We start from the raw sequence: 16,480 nt of genomic DNA, 5'->3' as shown, positions 1-16,480 counted from the left end.
GGCTCCTTTCTGTTTCCTCTTACTTATCTATTCGAAAAACAATTCAAAAATAAACAACTAAATCAAATTTTATTTGAAAAATAATTTAGTAAACCACGGATAAAAAATTGGTAGATACATGAATTAGACTCCTTTCTTTTCCCTCTTACCTATCTATTCGAAAAAGAAGTCAAAAAAATAAGAATATCAGAAAATTTTCCGACATTCTTATTGATAAATTCATACAAGTCTAACAGATATTAGACATTGAGATGTTTTTTAAGGGTTCTTCTGGCTGTTCGTGATACGGGGAAATGCAAGCCTTCTAACAGGGTCACTTCTGTCGCAGTCATCTCTTCAATAGCCTGTAAACTGACTAAAGTATTGCGATTGGCATAGACAAAGTAATCTTTTTCAGCCTTAGTAGCGATATCCTTGAGACTACCATAAATGGTCTTGATAGAATGATTGGCATAGTAGACCTTGATACGGTGGGATTCCACTGAGGTTTCAAAAGCTAAAATCTCATGGTAGGGCAGAGTAAAGCCCCGTCTTCCCTCAAAACTATAAGTAAAGAGGCGCATATTTTCCCTCTTGTCCACTGCCAGTACATAGTCCAGACAGCGCTCCAACTGATGACGGTAATCTTCCTCTGGCTGATCCTTGGAAATAAAATCCAAGGCAGACAAGTGGTAGCGAAAAGCTAGAGGCAAGGCCTCCGAGTGTGTGGACACAAAGACAATACTTGTAAAAGGATCTCGCTCCCGAACCTGTTGAGCAACTTGAAAGCCCCGTTCACGCTCTCCATCAATCTCTAAATCCAATAAATAGAGTTGGTAATGGTCAAAATACTGAGAATACTTTTCAACATCTCCATAGCTTTTAGCAATATCAATTTCCAATCTTAAATTGCGAGAGCGACCGATATCTAGTAAAGTCTGCTCTATCCGTCCCTGCTGAACTCTATCGTCTTCCAAAACTAAAATTCTCATTTCTCTCCCCCTCGTTTCTCATCCTTAAATGGCAATTCTAAATCTTGTCTAAAAGTCGTCTCTCCTAGCTGGGTATCTAAGTTTAAATCATAATGAAAAACCATATCCTCCAAGGTCGCTAAGCCCAGTCCACTGTGGTTACCCTTGGTCGAATAACCCTTTTGACTGAGAATGCTGGGATTCAGTTCTTCTTTCTTACGAGTGTTTTCAATGATAAAACGGACACTCCTATCACCTGCCAACAAAGCAACCCCAATCTGCGGATTTTCCGCCTCACTGGCTGCCTCCAAGGCATTTGTCGTGAGGATAGAGAGGATACGGATAGCCTCCAACATCGGCAATGCCAGCTCTTCGACAACCCCCACCGTCTCCAAACTAAAATGAATTCCCTGATTATCTGCCACAATCATAGCTTTTGCCAAAGTATTACGAATGGCTATATCATGGATATTATGAAGATTAAAGGCCGTGTAGTCCGCCTTCCTCAGCTTTTCATTGGTCTTTAGAAAGACATCTTGATAAATGGTAGACACCTCAGCCATGTCTTGATTAGCTATGGCAGGCTCCATACTGGCGACAATCCCTGCAAAATCATGACGGAAACCTCGAACCTCATCATAGAGATGACCTAGCTTATCCACCATCCCTTGCAAGGAACGATTCTCATCTTCCTGTCTCTGAATGGTCTGCTCATCACGATAAACCTGCTCTAAGTGTCTGATATAAAAGAGCCAGGAGAAAAAGAGAATGAAAATCAGGAGAGAAATGGTCGTGTCAAAGCGAACGTAAAAAGAACTATTTCTATTGGTCATGAACGAAGAGAATATCCTAAATCCAGTCAGAGGTAGGATAATGAAAAAGCTCTTACGATAGTGGGTTTTAAAAGTATCTGAAAAGAATAAATCCAAATCCAAAGACCAACGCTTCATAATTTTACAACATAGAAAGATTGATAATAAATCAAATATAGATATATATAAAGTAGAAAACGAATCTACGAAACAACAATGCTCACCAGATAATACACGAATCCAAATTGTCAAAAATAAATAACGAATACTTTGAAAGAAGAGAAAAAGATACAGAGAAAGAAAAAGAGATTCCCCTTTTCCCTTGTGCAATACTAATAAAAAAATACAGTAAAAGTAGATAAGAACTCCTATATGAAATAATTCTCCAAATGTTTGACGAGCAGATAAACTAATTAAAAATATAAGTATCCAATAACGTTTTTTATAAAATTCTGGGGAAATTTGAGCGCCCAAATAAATAGTAGGAACTATGGTTGAAACGACTACCAACAGTAGATATATCACAGAAAATAAGAATTCTAAAATAAGCATAAATAAATCTAATCTCTAACTAATACTGTGAATTTAAGCAACGTGTCTACCCGTACCAAATAATTTATTGCACCATTTTACAGTATCTTCAAAAATTCCCTCCACCATTCACTTCCTCCAATACCTCTGGGGTTAACTCTTCAAATTGTTCCAATTCTACAAATGTATTTTTCATTTCCATGACAGACTCCTTTTCATTATTTTATAGATAACTCTATCCCCTGCTCCATCTACAAAAGGCTTTAGTTTCCTTTTAAAATACAAGAAATCTAAAGCCTCCTGAAAATGGTATATTGGTTAGAGTGTTAACAATTAGTTGTGAAGATATTATTTTTATTTAACCACAACCACTTTATAATATTCGTTTGAGTGTGGAGATTCAATCTTAATTTTTTCACCGTATAAACCATCGATTTCTTTATCCAGATAATCTGAAACTCCTGATGGCAAGCGTTTCATCTTAAGAATTTCACCAGATTGATCCGCATAGGCTAGAATGTGATGGTAAGTAGTGGTTGCTCCATCATCAATCAATACAAAGTAACCTGTTTTGAGCTTACCTTGCTCATTTTCTAAATAGTATAGTTTATTGTTATTGATTGTAAAGTGGGTAGCTCCAAGACGAAGTCGTGCACCTGGATTTTCTAAATAGACATCATTGCCAACTTTTTTAATCTCTGAATAGGTTGTCATTGCTGGGATATTAACCACACGATGTCCATTTTCATCAAAGTAGTAGCGATTTGGTAAGTTTTGGAAGTTCTGTACAACTGCCTTAGGATCAATTTCTTGTCCTTCTTCTTTATTATCCACTAAAGCTAAGGTAGTATTTGCAACCTCATCCCCATATTTGTTAGAAAACTTCTTGAACTCTGGTCTGATATACCAAGTGTTTTTTTCAATAATAACATCGTCACCTTTAGCATTTAGCAAATATTCTTGCCCATCTCCAAGTTTGACAATATCATGAATACTGTATCCAGCATCTTTTCTATTTGCTAGATAGCCATCCTTACCAATGACATAACTTTCCCCATCACTGGCTGGAACAGCTCTATCTGCGACCATAGCACCTGATTTTTCAAAGTAAGACCATTTACCATTTGGAGTCGCCCATCCTGTTGCCATAGCGCCACTGTCTTTGAGATAGTACCAAGTAGACCCTTCTTTGTACCAACCTGTACGCATGGCGCCACTATTTGCTAGTGAGTACCATGTGCTACCTTGCTTGTACCAGCCAGTGCGCATAGCACCACTATCTGCTAGAGAATACCAAGTATTGCCGTCTTTGAGCCAGCCTGTCTGCATTTTACCAGCGCTATCGAAGTGATACCATGACCCAGCATTTTGTACCCATTTATCCTTAGCTAGGCTGCCATCTTGAGAAAGATTCCAGTCAGCACCATTTTTAACCCAAGTATCTGCAGCCTGTGCTTGGTTGATAGACAAAAGCAGACCAGCACCTGCAAGCAAACCAAGAGTAAGTAATTTAGATTTTTTCATAGCCATTTCCTCCTTTATTGAATAGCTATAAGAAGGTTTCCCCTCTTTATTTAGCTATATTCTAATACTTTTCATTGTCAAAGTCAATAATATTGTGAAAAATTAGACAATATCACCAATATCTACGAATTGTATTTTGAGTAATACCGTATTGATATAACTCTATAAAAATCCTTTCTTTTTTCTCCTTTTTGGAGATTGATTTTTTCTGACTCTATTATATCCCTTATTTGTCCTCAGATTTCTACTGTCCCTAGAAAGACTAAATCTGTTCCTAAACGGTCACTTATACTCAATGAAAATCAAATAGCAAACTAGGAAGCTAGCCGCAGGTTGCTCAAAACACTGTTTTGAGGTGCAGATAGAGCTGACGTGGTTTGAAGAGATTTTCGAATAGTATTAAGCCAAATAAAAAATTCCAAAGCAAATGCCTTGGAATTCCGATTTCTATTTTGCTTGAATAATCTTAACCACATCTCCTACACTTTGGAGTTGGTCAATTTCCTCATCGCTGATTTCGATATTAAATTCATCTTCCAGTGTCAAGATAAACTCCATCAAGTCAACTGAGTCAGCATCCAAATCGTCTTTCAGACTCAAAGCTTCTGTCACGACAAAGTCTTCTCCCTGTCGTTCTTGGATAATAGTCACAATACGGTCAAAAATTTCTTTTTCTGTCATCTCTTTTATTCTCCTGAAAATTCACGCGCAGTCTGGGCAACTACGTCTGTTTTTAACATAGTACGAATCTGGCGAATCGTACTATAAACAGCCTTGGCATCGCTTGAGCCATGAGTCTTAACAACCGGTGCCTTAACACCAAACAAGACCGCTCCACCAACATCTGAGTAGTTGAGCTGTTTTTTCAAACCTCTGAGGCTGTCCTTGAGAAGGAGGGCACCTAGTTTCGCTCGAAGACCACCACCTGTAATAGCGGTCTTGAGCAAGCCCATAATTCCCATGGCTGTCCCTTCGATGGATTTAAGTACAGCGTTTCCCGTGAAACCATCTGCCACAACAACATCCGCAACGCCATCCATCAAATCACGCGCTTCCACGTTTCCGATAAAGTTCAAACTTTCATCAGCCGCCAGCAATTCATAGGTTTCCTTACGAAGCGGGTCGCCCTTACTACTCTCTGTTCCGTTGTTGAGCAAGCCAACACGTGGTTGCGCAATGCCACGGACATTTTTAGCATAGAAAGAACCTAGAACCGCATATTGATGGAGGTGCTGGGCTGTATTTTCCGCATTAGCACCAAGGTCAAGCATGTCAAAACCTTTCCCATCTACAGTCGGCAAGGTCGACATAAGCCCAGGACGGTCAATGTTCTTGATACGACCCACGATGAAAAATCCTGCTGCCAACAAAGCACCTGTATTCCCAGCTGAGAGGACAGCGTCTGCTTCACCCTCTTTGACAGCCTTGGCTGCCAATACCATACTGGCATTTTTCTTCTTCCGAATAGCTCTCGTAGGTTCATCGTCTGAATCAATCTTCTCATCCGTATGGATAATGCTAACACGCTCTGTCGCTGTCAGATATTGCTTGATTTTAGCTTCATCTCCGTAGAGTTGAACCTCGATATCTGAAAAGTCAGCTAGGGCTTGATTGACACCCTCAACGATGGCCTGAGGTGCGTAATCGCCCCCCATGGCATCTACTGCGATTTTTTTCATTTCTTTTCCTCTTTTAGTAATTGTCCCCAGTCTGCTAGGGAATCAATAAATTTCTTTGATTTTAGGTGAATCCCAACGTACTCTTCGTAGAGTTGATCCATAAATTGGCGTAGCTCTTGCTTGATTTCAGGCTTGAGCGAAATGGTCTCCAAAGTCTCAAAATCAATAGCTTGAAATTGATTGAGCAGATAAGGGATATTGGGATTGAGATGGCAACGTCTCTCATCTTCATGATAATGCTCTGGACAGAGGCAGGCTCCATATTTGAAAGAAAAGTCAAAAGCCTGACCGACCCGATGACAAAAGACACACTCATTAAAATTGAGGCTGATCCCAAATCTTGTCAAGATTTGAATTTCAAAAATATTGGTCAAAACCTGATAATCCAAACCCTCTTCCATCAACTCCAAAGTCTTTTGTAAAAAAGCAAACAAGGGAGCATCCTGCTGATTGTCCTGCAAACTAGCATCGGCAAGAGCTGCCACATAGGTCGCATAGCCCATGACAAAGAGGTCACTATTGATCTTGGGAAAAGTCATCACCTCATGATAGTCTTCAATGTAGCTAAGCCCGTCATCATTGATTCGCAAGAGAAATCGTGCCAGCACCAAGGGCTGAATAACAGGAGCCAGTTTGGACTGGCCAGCATGTTTGACGAAAAACATCCGCTTACCAGCCTGCTCAGTAAAAATCTTGACTAGCTTATCATCCTCACGAAAATTGCGATTGTAGAGCACCAAGCCTTGACTCGTGATAGACTGAATCATGCTTCTCTCATATACTCCTCAAGTCGTTTCATGGCTTCTTTGATAGTCTCCATGCTCGCTGCATAAGACAGACGCACATAGCCTTCTCCGTAACGCCCAAAGGCCGCACCAGGGATAAAGGCAACAGCCTTCTTCTGAGCAAAATCCTTCAGAAAAGCAAAAGAATCTTGATTGTAGTCCGCTGGAATCTTAGCAAAGATATAGAAGGCACCGTCTGGTTTGATAATCTCAAAACCAAGAGCAGCCATCTTTTCGATGATATAGTCCCGACGCTGGATGTATTCCTTTTTCATGGGCTCCGCATCGTTTTTACCAGCTGTCAAGGCTTCCACCGCAGCATGTTGAGCCATGGTATTTGCGGCAGTAACCAAGTACTGGTGACTCTTGATTAACTGAGCTGTGAAGACCGCAGGAGCGAAAATCAGACCCAAACGCCAACCGGTCATAGCATGTGATTTAGACAAACCATTGATAATAATAGCCTGATCTCTCAACATAGTCCCTAGAGACACATGAGCTTCCCCTGTATAGGTCAATTCTGAGTAAACCTCATCACAGACAACGAAAATCTCGTACTTGCGTAAAACAGCTGCCAAGGCTTCCAACTGCTCCCGACTATAGGTAATTCCTGTCGGATTTGCTGGATAGTTAAGAATCACCGCCTTGAGCTTGTCACCTTGCTCCAAAATAGCCTTCTCCAACATCTCAGGAGTCAATACAAAACCATTTTCAGTCGTGTCAATCTCGACAACCTCTGCCCCAACTAGATTGACAATTGGTTCATAACCCGGATAAGCAGGAGCTGGCAAGAGCACCTTGTCTCCCTCTTCCAAAATAGCTGTCAAAGTAGCAGATAAAGCCTCTGTCGCCCCAATTGTAACCAAGATTTCATTTTCAGGAGCATAGTCCAGTTGGTACTTTTCCTTAACAAAGTCACTGGCCGCCTGACGTAGAGTCAGCAGGCCACTCATCCCTGTATAGTAGGATTGGTTCTGATCAATCGCTCGCTTGGCCGCCTCCTTGACATGATTTGGCGTTGTAAAATCAGGTTCCCCCAAGGTCAAACGCAAGACCCCAGGAATCTCAGAAATAGCCTGGTCAAACTGACGAATCAACGAAACTTGAATCTTATCTAACTGTTTATTAAAGCGCTTAGTTAAGTCCATAGATACCTCCTACTTTCGAAACGTATCTCTATTATACTACAAAAGACCCCCGACCGCAAAAATACATGATAGAATAGCTTTCCACTTTCTATTTGACTTTTCCTGTTTTTATGTCCATAATGGTAATAGATTTTATTTGGAGGTTTTTATGTCATTTCTATCAAAAAATGGAGCAGGTATCTTGGCCTGCCTTCTCATTTCAATCGTATCTTGGTACTTAGGAGGGTTCTTCCCTGTTATTGGCGCGCCTGTCTTTGCAATTTTTATGGGCATGCTTCTCCATCCCTTTCTCTCGTCCTATAAACAACTGGATGCTGGGTTGACCTTTAGTTCTAAAAAATTGCTCCAATATGCCGTTGTCTTGCTTGGTTTTGGTCTCAATATCTCGCAGGTCTTCGCAGTTGGCCAATCTTCGCTCCCTGTCATCCTGTCCACTATCTCAATAGCTCTGATTATTGCCTATTTCTTCCAGCGCTTCTTTGCACTGGATACAAAACTGGCTACCTTGGTTGGAGTAGGTTCTTCAATCTGTGGTGGTTCTGCCATTGCAGCAACAGCGCCTGTTATTCACGCCAAGGAAAAGGAAGTAGCCCAAGCCATCTCCGTTATCTTTTTCTTCAATGTCTTGGCTGCGCTCATCTTTCCAACGCTAGGTACCTGGCTTCATCTATCAAATGACGGCTTCGCCCTCTTTGCAGGGACTGCGGTCAATGACACTTCCTCTGTAACCGCCACAGCTAGCGCCTGGGATAGTCTCTACCAGACCAATACCCTCGAATCCGCAACCATTGTCAAACTTACGCGGACTCTGGCTATCATCCCCATCACTCTCTTTCTCTCCTACTGGCAAAGTCGCGAGCAAAAAAATAAGCAAGGCTTACAACTGAAAAAAGTCTTCCCACTTTTTATCCTTTACTTTATCCTTGCCTCTCTCCTAACCACCCTACTGACCTCTCTCGGGGTATCCAGTAGTTTCTTTACCCCTCTCAAACAACTCTCCAAATTCCTCATTATCATGGCCATGAGTGCTATCGGTCTCAAAACTAATCTGGTCGCTATGGTCAAATCCAGCGGAAAATCCATTGTTCTCGGAGCCATCTGCTGGATTGCCATCATCCTCACTAGTCTTGGTATGCAGACCCTTATCGGCATTTTCTAATACTCTTCGAAAATCTCTTCAAACTACGTCAACGTCGCCTTGCTGTAGGTATGGTTACTGACTTCGTCAGTTCTATCCACAACCTCAAAACAGTGTTTTGAGCTGACTTCGTCAGTTCTATCCACAACCTCAAAACAGTGTTTTGAGCAGCCTGCGGCTAGTTTGCTCTTTGATTTTCATTGAGTATAACACAAAAGGTAGCCCACCAGCTACCTTTTTCTTATGCTTCCTTAATCAAGCGAGTATGTTCTCTCTTGATACAGCGATTCATCACAATGTCATCGCATCCACCAGCGCGCAAGATTTCTTCCGCCTCTAGACTTTCAAGTCCTAGCTGTGCCCAAAAAATCTTAGCATCAGCCTTGAGAAAATCACGCGCCACATCTGGCAAAAATTCACTGCGACGGTAAACATTAACAATATCTACAGGAAAAGGAATCTCTGCTAGGCTAGCATAAGCCTTTTCACCCAAGATTTCGCCACCTGCCACCTTGGGATTGACTGGGATGATTTTATAACCCCGAGCCTGCATTTCCTTGGTCACTCGATTGCTGGTTGTTTCCTCACGATCTGACAGGCCCACCACAGCAAGGGTTTTACTCGTTGCGAGATACTGACGAATCACACCATCACTTGGATTGATAAATTCTTGACTCATAGAAATCCTCCTTTTTCTTCAGTATAGCACAATTTGAAAAGGCTTGCAGAATTCTACTACAAAAAAGGAGGACTAGCCCCCTTTTTATTTGGCCTCGTACCAAGTTGCCCCTTCATTTTCATCTGCGATGAGGGGAACACTGAGTTGAATGGCTTCTTCCATAGTTTGTTTGACCAATTTTTTCATCTCTGCCAATTCAGATTTAGGAACTTCAAGGACGATTTCATCGTGCACTTGTAACAGCATCTTAGTCTGACAACCACCTGCAACCAAGGCTTTATCCAGCTGAATCATAGCAATCTTGAGAATATCTGCCGCCGACCCCTGAATAGGAGAGTTGATAGCTGTCCGCTCCGCAAAACCACGAATATTGAAGTTGCGAGAATTGATATCTGGCAACTCACGACGACGCTTGAAAAGTGTCTCTACATAGCCCTTATCACGCGCCTCACGCACCACTTCATCCATATAGTTTTTGATGCCTGGGAAGCGTTCAAAGTAGGTATCAATGTAGGCTTTGGCTTCCTTACGGCTAATGCCCAGGTTATTAGACAAACCAAAGTCTGAAATCCCGTAAACAACTCCAAAGTTGACCGCCTTGGCATTGCGACGGTCGTTTGCAGTCACATCCTCAGGACACTCAAGGCCAAAGACCCGCATGGCTGTCGAAGTATGGATATCTGCCCCCTCTTGGAAAGCCTTAATCAAGTGCTCGTCTTTAGAAATATGCGCCAAAACGCGCAATTCAATCTGTGAATAGTCCGAACTGAGAAGGACACTATTCTCCCACTCAGGCACAAAAGCCTTACGAATGAGACGGCCCTGCTCCAAACGCACAGGAATATTTTGCAAGTTTGGATCCACACTAGACAAACGCCCAGTCTGGGTCAAATCCTGCACATAACGGGTATGAATCTTACCATCAGCCAAAATCCAGTCTTGCAAGCCAATCACATAAGTCGATTGAATCTTAGCAATCTGACGGTAGTCAAGAATTTTCTTAACAATCGGAGCAATAGGAGCCAGGCGCTCCAAGACATCCACCGCTGTCGAATAACCTGTCTTGGTTTTCTTAGTGTATTCCAGAGGAAGTCCCAATTTTTCAAAGAGAAGCACGCCCAACTGCTTAGGCGAGTTGATATTAAACTCCTCACCAGCCAGTTCGTAAATCTCCTGAGTGAGTTTTTCAATGACAAGCTCATTTTCAGCCTGCATCTCAAGCAAGGTTTCTTTTTTAACCTTAATCCCAGCTATTTCCATCTTAGCAAGGACAAAAGCCAGAGGTTGCTCTATATCATAAAGAAGCTCTAATTGCCCATTTTCGCTGAGTTTTTCAAGTAAAACAGGCTCTGTTTCAACCAAAACAGCAAGCTTACGAGCCAAGTGTTCCAAGAATTTCTCGCGTTCAGGAATGGCCTTCTTGACTCCCTTACCATAGAAAGTCTCATCATCAACCAAATAAGTCTGACCATAAAGACTAGCGATGGTCGCAATTTCATTGTCCTCCACAGTCGAAAGGAGGTATTTAGCCAAACGGCTATCAAAAGCAGGCGCCTGCAAATCCAGACCAAAACGATGCAAGAGAACTTTAGCCTTCTTGAAGTCATAAACTCTCAGAGGTGTTTTTTCTAAAAAGTCCTTGAAAATAGGCTCTTGCAAAAGTTCAAGTTTATCTGTAGCATAGAGCTTATCGCCACAAGACCAGGCAAAACCAACCAAATCATCCGTATGGTAATTCTCACCAAAAAGCTCAAAATGGAAGATAGACTCTTCACTCAGCATATCTTGACTGACTTGCTCAACAATAGTAAAGTCCAAACTTTCAGCAACATCAGCTGACGACACATTTAAAGCCTGCTTGAGCTGTTTGAAGCCCATCTCATCGTAGAATTTCCCAAGATTTTCCACATCTGGACCACTATAGACCAAATCCTCCAAACCAATCTCAATCGGTGCCTTGGTATCAATGGTCGCCAGTGTTTTAGACAAAAAGGCCTGTTCCTTATCATTGATAAGATTTTCCTTCATCTTAGAAGCCTTCATCCCATCGATATTTTCATAAATCCCCTCAAGCGAATCATGCTCCAGCAAAAGCTTGATACCCGTCTTTTCACCGATTTTGGTCACCCCAGGAATATTATCCGACTTATCTCCCATAAGCGCCTTGAGATCGATAAACTGCGTCGGTGTGAGGCTCATTTTTTCCATGAGGTAATCTGGTGTAAAGGCCTCAAACTCAGCCACACCTTTCTTGGAAATCTCAACCACCGTATGCTCATCCGTCAGCTGAATCAAGTCCTTGTCCCCACTGACAATGGTAATATCAAAACCATCCTGCTCTGCTAGCTTATCCAGCGTCCCAATGATGTCATCCGCCTCATACTGAGCCAACTCATAGTGACGAATTCCCATATGATCCAGCAACTCACGAATGAAGGGAAATTGCTCACGAAACTCATCAGGAGTCTTAGCTCGACCACCCTTATAGTCCGCATACATCTCTGTACGGAAGGTTGTCTTTCCCGCATCAAAAGCCACCAAAATATGACTCGGCTCCACCCGCTCCAACAAATGGCTCAACATCAACTGGAAGCCATAAATGGCATTGGTATGTAAACCAGCCGCATTCTTAAAACGGTCCAACTGCTGATAAAGCGCAAAAAACGCCCGAAAAGCAACAGAAGACCCATCAATCAATAATAATTTTTTCTTATCCATACACCCATTATAAAGGAAAGCACCAAAAAATACCATTGGGAAGAGCTAGAACAAGTATTTTTCAAACTTTTTCCGAATAAATAGATAGAGCCAGAGAATCTAGTAAACCTAGATTTAAAAATGTGCTATAATGAAAGGAGAAAGAATATGACCTTACGTCATCCGGGCATTAGCCCAACCAATGACTTGGTTGCTAAGAAAATCTTTAGCAATCCAGAGATCACTTGTCAATTTATCCGCGATATGCTGGATTTACCAGCCAAAAATGTAACGATTTTAGAGGGAAGTAATATTCACATCTTGCCTTCCATGCCGTACTCAGCGCAGGATTTTTACACTAGTATAGATGTTTTAGCTGAACTAGATAATGGAACCCAAGTAATCATTGAAATTCAAGTTCATCATCAGAATTTTTTCATCAATCGCCTGTGGGCTTACCTGTGTAGTCAGGTCAATCAAAATCTTGAAAAAATCCGCCAGCGTGAAGGTGATACTCACCAAAGCTACAAGCATATCGCACCTGTTTACGCAATAGCTATTGTGGATAGTAATTATTTCCAAGATGATCTAGCTTTCCACAGTTTTAGCATGCGAGAAGATACGACGGGTGAAGTCTTAACTATCACAAACAATGGACAAGAAAACCATCTAGTCAAGATGGCATTCTTGGAATTAAAAAAATATAGAGAAACCAGCAAAGACGAGGTTCGCAAGCCGTGGTTGGAGTTTTTCGGCAACAAGCCCTTTACCCAAGAACCAGAGCGAGCCATCAGCCAAGCAGATCAACTGCTGGACTACAAGAGCTGGTCCGAGGAGGACAGGAAAATGTTTAGTCAACTACGTATGCGTGAAGAACAAGCCTTGTTAGCGCATGACTATGCCTTGGAACAAGCGGAGGAAAAAGGCTTAGAGCGTGGGCGTGCGGAGGGCATTGAACAGGGACTGGAGCGTGGGAAAGTTGAAGGAAGGGAAGAAGGGAAACTTTTTGCCTTCTTAGACATGGTTCGCCAACATGTTCTAACTTCCGAATTTGCGAGTGAGCAATTAGGCATGTCAGTCGCGGAGTTTGAGGCACTGTTATAAGATTATACAATCACTAATAACATAAAAGCGAACAAGAATGAAATATTGTCTTGTTCACTTTTTATTTTCTACTGTCCAACAAAACCTTCACGCAATTATATACCACAAAAAGAGAAGGCATCAAGTCCTTCTCTTTCATATTTTTAACTAATTAGTTTTTGCGTTTAACAAATGGAAGGGCACCAAGGAGTAATCCTAGGAATCCTAATGATGCAATTGCAACATTATCTTTTCCACCAGTATTTGGAAGTTCTTTCTTATCATCTGCTTTTGCAGCTGGGGCTTGATAAGTGTTATCTTGGCTAGTACCTGCTACTGCTGGAGCTGCCGTTGCTGGGGCTTCAGCTGCTGGTGTTGCAGGTGTCTCATTTGCTGGTGTAGACGGTGTTGTTGAACCTGGTGTAGGGCGATTGCCTTGTCTTGGTTCTCCATCACCTTGGTGACCTGGATTGCTATTATCAGCAGGAACACCATTGAAACCATAATTTGAGTTACCTGAATTAGAACCAGTTGCCTTATAGATATGTCTTAAAATACCATCTTTTGTATATGAAACTCCTGTATAAGTGTATCCAGGGATATTTCTAGGTGCATGTGTACCTAATTCACCTTCTGCAATTGGGTTTTCTCCCGTTTCGTCAAAGAAACCAGTTACTGGACCTTCGTATGGGTTAACTTCATTTACCGCTGGTTCTACACCATATAATAAAAGATTAAGTTCGTTTTCAGCTTTTTCTAATTCAGCTTTCTTAGCTTCTAGTTTTTCTTTAGCTGCAGTAACGTAGTCAACTGCATCTGGATTATTTTCATTGTCAGCTACTAATTTTTCTAATTCAGCTACTTCTTTTTCCAAGTCAGCTACTTTGCTTTGAAGTGCTTCGATTGCAGCATCTTCAACTTCTTCAGCTTCTTTTTCTTTAGCAGCTTCTACTTCTTTAAGAGCAGCATTATACTCGTCAACAAGTTTGTTAGCTTCTTCAATTCTAGCGTCAGCAGATTCTTTAGCAGCTGTAGCTTCTGCTTCTTGTTCTTGAGCTTTAGCTTCTAATGCTTTTTGAGCATCTTCTAAGTTTTTAATAACATCAGGTGATTCCTGATTTTCCTTAGCAGTTTTAACAGCTTCTTTAGTTTCTTTTAATACTGCGTTAGTTTTTTCTAATGCAGCAGCTTGTTCTGCAGCTGTTTTAGCATCAGCGTCAGCTTGTTTTTTAAGTTTATCTGCTTTTTCAGCTAAATCATCAGCTTTTTCTTGAGCTTTTTCTGATTCTGGACGAGCAACTTCAGCTTTTTTAGCTTCTTCAATTTTTTCATTCTCTTCAGGAGTGAATGGTTTGTCTGTATTTTCTTTTCCAGCATCTGCTGGGTTTTTACCAGCTTCTTCTAAGAATTTTTCAGCATCAGCTGCAGTAGCACCATTTTTGAATGCTTCTTCGATTTCAGCTTTGTTTGCAGCAGCTTCTTCTTTTAACTTAGCAATAACAGCCTCTTTTGCAGCAGCTTCTTCTGGACTAGCAGTTGTAGCTTTTTCTAATTCTGCAACAGTATCAGCTAATGCTTTATCATAGTTAGATAAGAATTCTTCTTTAGCAGCGGCTTCTTCTTTAGCAGCTTCTTCTTTAGCAGCTTCTTCTTTAGCAGCTTCTTCTTTAGCTTTTGCTAATGCTTCATCAGCAGCGAGTTTATCTGCTTTTGCTTTTTCAACTGCTGCGGCAGCAGCAGCAGCTTCTTGCTTCTCAGATTGAGCTTTAGCTTCAGCATCTTTTAAAGCTTGATCTTTAGCTTCAGCCTCTTTTTGTAATTCTTCAACAGTTGCAGCTTTCACAACTGATGGGTTTGAAGCAAGGAAACCTGCTCCTAAAACGGCAACGCTAGCCAAGCTAGCAGTGAAAAGTTTTTTCTTGTCCATAAAGTATTTACCACCTTTAATATCCTTTTTGCTGTCATTATAGCATTTTCTTTCGGAAAAATCAAGAAATAATCTCCTTATTGACAAAAAAATAAGAGGAATTTCCCCTTATTTCTTTATTATATTCCTTACACCCACTCACCATTGGCATTTACTGTGTAACCATCGATAGTTGTGTTCACCGCCAAAGCTCCTGATGGGTATGAATAGTACCATTTACCGCCAACTTGGTACCAACCTGTCTTCATTGCACCTGAGCCAGCAAGATAATACCATGTACCACCTTGCTTGAGCCAACCTGTTTGCATAGCACCTGAGCTGTTGAGGTAGTACCATGTGCCACCTTGGTTCAACCAACCTGTCTGCATAGCACCTGAACCATTGAGATAATACCATACCCCATCAATTTTTTGCCAACCTGTCTTCATTACACCAGAAGCATCCAAGTAGTACCATGAGCCATCTTTAACCCAACCTGTCTTCATGTTATCTTCCGCATCATAATAGTACCACTTACCATCAATTTTATTCCAACCTGGCTTGCTACTAGCACGATCCGCTAAACGATAAGTCACGCCGTCAATAGTGATAGAACCTGTTTTACGTTCACCTTCTGGAGTAAGGTAATGATAAGCACCATCACTATCTTTTACGAGACCAACTTTACGTTCGCCATCATTTGTAATATAGTACCATTTCTTATTTGCATCTTGAACGAGACCTGTTTTACGGCTACCGTCTGCCAATAAATAATACCACTTCTTCTCAATCTGTTGAAGACCTGTTTGTTGAATTCCCTCTTTAACGTAGTAAATCTTCTCACCTTTTGCAATGATAGTAGTTGGTTTAGATCCATCATCAGTAATATAGTAATCCTTACCACCTTCATTGACCCAACCAGTTTTCTTCACACCATCTTCATCAAGGTAGTAGCGTTTATCTTTTACTTCGAGGATTCCTATTTTCATAAAACCATCTTCATCTAAGTAATAAGTTTTACCTTCAACAGTTTGCCAACCCTTAGCTAAATTATTATTAATATAAAGCTGAAGTTTCCCATTAACAGTTAACCATTTGTACTCAGTTTTATTGGTTGATGAAGCATTATTAGAACTTGAAGTATTGTTACTGCTTGTGTTACTGTTTGTACTAGCTGAACTATTACCTTGAGAACCTGTGTCAGTACTTGTGTTTGTTGAAACTGAAGAGCTTGGGTTAAAATAGTGAACCCAATTATGACCATCCCTACCACTTCCTACATAGGTATAGCCAGATTTACTACCTGGAGTTGCAACATAGCCACTTTGATAGTTAAAATCTGTATATCCATATTTACCATTCAAATATTTCCAAGTTGTACCAAGAGTAAACTGGCCGTCTGGAGCTTGGTCTGCATACACCACACTATGATTACTAACTGAAGCTAATAAAGTACTAGCTCCAAGTAATGTTACCCCTGCAGCTCCCACTGCTAAAATGTATTTTACTTTCATATTTTACCTCTTTATCACTTATTCCGTTTATAAT

The 16,480-nt window shown here is 41.1% G+C and carries 13 protein-coding genes and 1 pseudogene; 2 read left to right on the top strand and 12 right to left on the bottom strand.

Going from position 1 to position 16,480, the window contains the following annotated elements; all coding sequences use genetic code 11:
• Positions 1–239: 239 nt before the first annotated feature.
• From HWX15_RS05070 to HWX15_RS05035, 8 genes and pseudogenes are all read right to left on the bottom strand, one after another.
• Complete coding sequence (locus HWX15_RS05070) at positions 240–971, bottom strand: response regulator transcription factor (RefSeq protein ID WP_173261791.1); 732 nt, start codon at positions 969–971, stop codon at positions 240–242.
• Positions 968–1,783 (bottom strand): GHKL domain-containing protein, encoded by an 816-nt coding sequence (locus HWX15_RS09925; protein WP_254867342.1) that lies wholly within the window; start codon positions 1,781–1,783, stop codon positions 968–970. The genes HWX15_RS05070 and HWX15_RS09925 overlap by 4 nt, the downstream gene beginning before the upstream one ends.
• Positions 1,784–2,347: 564 nt before the next feature.
• Positions 2,348–2,495: pseudogene (locus HWX15_RS05060) on the bottom strand (smi_0057.1 family bacteriocin-like peptide).
• Between the two features lie 152 nt (positions 2,496–2,647).
• Positions 2,648–3,817, bottom strand: coding sequence for an N-acetylmuramoyl-L-alanine amidase family protein (locus tag HWX15_RS05055; RefSeq protein ID WP_175880448.1), 1,170 nt, complete (start codon positions 3,815–3,817; stop codon positions 2,648–2,650).
• Positions 3,818–4,264: 447 nt separating this feature from the next.
• A complete protein-coding gene (locus tag HWX15_RS05050) occupies positions 4,265–4,498 on the bottom strand; it encodes an acyl carrier protein (protein ID WP_049523700.1) in 234 nt (77 codons plus the stop codon).
• Positions 4,499–4,503: 5 nt separating this feature from the next.
• Complete coding sequence (plsX, locus tag HWX15_RS05045) at positions 4,504–5,496, bottom strand: phosphate acyltransferase PlsX (protein ID WP_175880447.1); 993 nt, start codon at positions 5,494–5,496, stop codon at positions 4,504–4,506.
• Positions 5,493–6,263 carry a DNA repair protein RecO gene (gene recO / locus HWX15_RS05040; RefSeq protein WP_175880446.1) on the bottom strand — a complete coding sequence of 257 codons (771 nt, stop codon included), beginning with the start codon at positions 6,261–6,263 and terminating at the stop codon, positions 5,493–5,495. The genes plsX and recO overlap by 4 nt, the downstream gene beginning before the upstream one ends.
• Positions 6,260–7,429: a pyridoxal phosphate-dependent aminotransferase gene (locus HWX15_RS05035; protein ID WP_175880445.1), complete on the bottom strand. Its 1,170-nt coding sequence runs from the start codon at positions 7,427–7,429 to the stop codon at positions 6,260–6,262. Before HWX15_RS05035 ends, recO begins: the two co-directional genes overlap by 4 nt.
• A gap of 148 nt (positions 7,430–7,577) precedes the next feature.
• Here HWX15_RS05035 and HWX15_RS05030 point away from each other — a divergent pair, with 148 nt between their 5' ends.
• On the top strand, positions 7,578–8,588 hold the full coding sequence (locus HWX15_RS05030) for a YeiH family protein (protein WP_164226457.1): 1,011 nt from the start codon (positions 7,578–7,580) through the stop codon (positions 8,586–8,588).
• Between the two features lie 220 nt (positions 8,589–8,808).
• On the opposite strand, the gene HWX15_RS05025 is transcribed toward HWX15_RS05030, so the two are convergent.
• Together HWX15_RS05025 and polA are read right to left on the bottom strand one after the other, a co-directional pair.
• Positions 8,809–9,246: a CoA-binding protein gene (locus tag HWX15_RS05025; protein WP_175880444.1), complete on the bottom strand. Its 438-nt coding sequence runs from the start codon at positions 9,244–9,246 to the stop codon at positions 8,809–8,811.
• A gap of 84 nt (positions 9,247–9,330) precedes the next feature.
• Positions 9,331–11,964, bottom strand: a complete 2,634-nt coding sequence (gene polA, locus HWX15_RS05020; RefSeq protein WP_175880443.1) for a DNA polymerase I — start codon at positions 11,962–11,964, stop codon at positions 9,331–9,333.
• Positions 11,965–12,111: 147 nt separating this feature from the next.
• On the opposite strand from polA, the gene HWX15_RS05015 reads away from it, so the two are divergent.
• Entirely contained in the window at positions 12,112–13,047 is a 936-nt protein-coding gene (locus HWX15_RS05015) for an Rpn family recombination-promoting nuclease/putative transposase (protein ID WP_175880442.1), read from the top strand.
• A 151-nt stretch (positions 13,048–13,198) separates the two neighbouring features.
• Here HWX15_RS05015 and HWX15_RS05010 read toward each other — a convergent pair whose 3' ends face one another.
• Both HWX15_RS05010 and HWX15_RS05005 read right to left on the bottom strand, forming a co-directional pair.
• A complete protein-coding gene (locus HWX15_RS05010) occupies positions 13,199–14,953 on the bottom strand; it encodes an LPXTG cell wall anchor domain-containing protein (RefSeq protein ID WP_175880441.1) in 1,755 nt (584 codons plus the stop codon).
• A gap of 128 nt (positions 14,954–15,081) precedes the next feature.
• Positions 15,082–16,446: a nucleoside triphosphate hydrolase gene (locus tag HWX15_RS05005; RefSeq protein ID WP_175880440.1), complete on the bottom strand. Its 1,365-nt coding sequence runs from the start codon at positions 16,444–16,446 to the stop codon at positions 15,082–15,084.
• Between the last annotated feature and the right edge of the window lie 34 nt (positions 16,447–16,480).

Source organism: Streptococcus thalassemiae, from assembly GCF_903645285.1.
Classification (GTDB): Bacteria; Bacillota; Bacilli; order Lactobacillales; family Streptococcaceae; genus Streptococcus; species Streptococcus thalassemiae.
This window is presented reverse-complemented; position numbering and strand designations above follow the sequence as displayed.